Source organism: Ruminococcus sp. 210702-SL.1.03 (assembly GCF_020559915.1).
Taxonomy (GTDB): domain Bacteria; phylum Bacillota; class Clostridia; order Oscillospirales; family Ruminococcaceae; genus YE71.
Window position 1 is genome coordinate 1 of record NZ_JAJCLZ010000127.1, and the last position, 435, is coordinate 435.

The window sequence follows — 435 nt, forward strand, 5'->3', positions numbered from 1 at the left end:
CTTATGTACTTGACAGCACGCCGTATACTGTTACAACTTACGTTTCAGATATATCGGCAGACAAGACCGCTGAAAAAGGCATTGCACTTGCTGCGGAAACTGCTGACATTGTAAATTATCCGCAGAATGTTGATCTGACAGTTATAAAAAAATCTGACAGCGACAAACCGCTTGAAGGCGTAGTTTTCAACATCTATGCAAAGGACGACGTAGTGCTGAACGGTCACACAATACAGACTGCCGGCGAGCTTGTCGGCACTCTTTCTCCGACAGATAATGAAGGAAAAGCTTTCAGTGTCTACACCAAGCAGGCGGAAGATGGAGATATGGGCGGCGATTACACTTACCGCGTGCCGATATATCCGGGTTTCAAGTACAACATTTCCGAAGATCCTGCCACAGTACCCGAATACTACGAGCCGCTCTCTGAGCCGA

Annotated in this window: 1 protein-coding gene; it reads left to right on the forward strand. The window is 47.1% G+C overall.

Annotated features, from left to right (window positions below; translation table 11 throughout):
• On the forward strand, positions 1-435 hold a 435-nt coding region (locus LI114_RS13750), incomplete at both ends, for a hypothetical protein (RefSeq protein WP_227221137.1).